A 573-nucleotide genomic window follows, 5' to 3' on the forward strand; every position below is an offset into this window, starting at 1 on the left:
AATGCCTTTATGCGAGCTTGGGCGACGGATGTCTACAACATCCCATCCGAGCGTATCATTGGTACTCGTCTATCTACAGAGTTCGTTAATGTTGATGGTAGTTACCAAGTTAAGCGCGTACCGGGCATTGAAGTGAATAACGACAAAGCGGAAAAACCGCAGCAAATTTATCAGCACATTGGTAAGCGCCCAATAGCTTCGTTTGGCAACTCAGATGGTGACCTACAAATGCTGCAATGGACGACGTCAGGTACTGGTCCTCGTTTAGCAATGTACGTTCATCACACAGATGACCAACGTGAGTGGAAATATGACCGCACCTCTAGCATTGGTAAGCTAGATAAAGGATTGGATGAAGCGAAAGCGAAAGGCTGGTTAATCGCTGATATGAAAAACGATTGGAAACAAGTGTATCCGACCAAGTAAGATTTCAAATCTGACTGATATAAAAAGGGGTTAACCACTGGTTAACCCCTTTGTTGTGTCCGAAGAACGGACCACTGCTTTTTCTTATTTTTAAGGAAAGAAACTTAGGTCGAAGGTTGTTCTACCGTGTCTGTTGCGGTAGTTTCA

1 pseudogene is annotated in these 573 nt (G+C 44.0%); it reads left to right on the plus strand.

Features of this window, described 5'->3' with window-relative positions:
- Positions 1 to 426, plus strand: a pseudogene (locus R7Z77_RS27305) (haloacid dehalogenase-like hydrolase); the annotation flags it as partial.
- Positions 427 to 573: the final 147 nt, after the last annotated feature.

It is taken from the genome of Vibrio sp. 1401 (genome assembly GCF_033340295.1).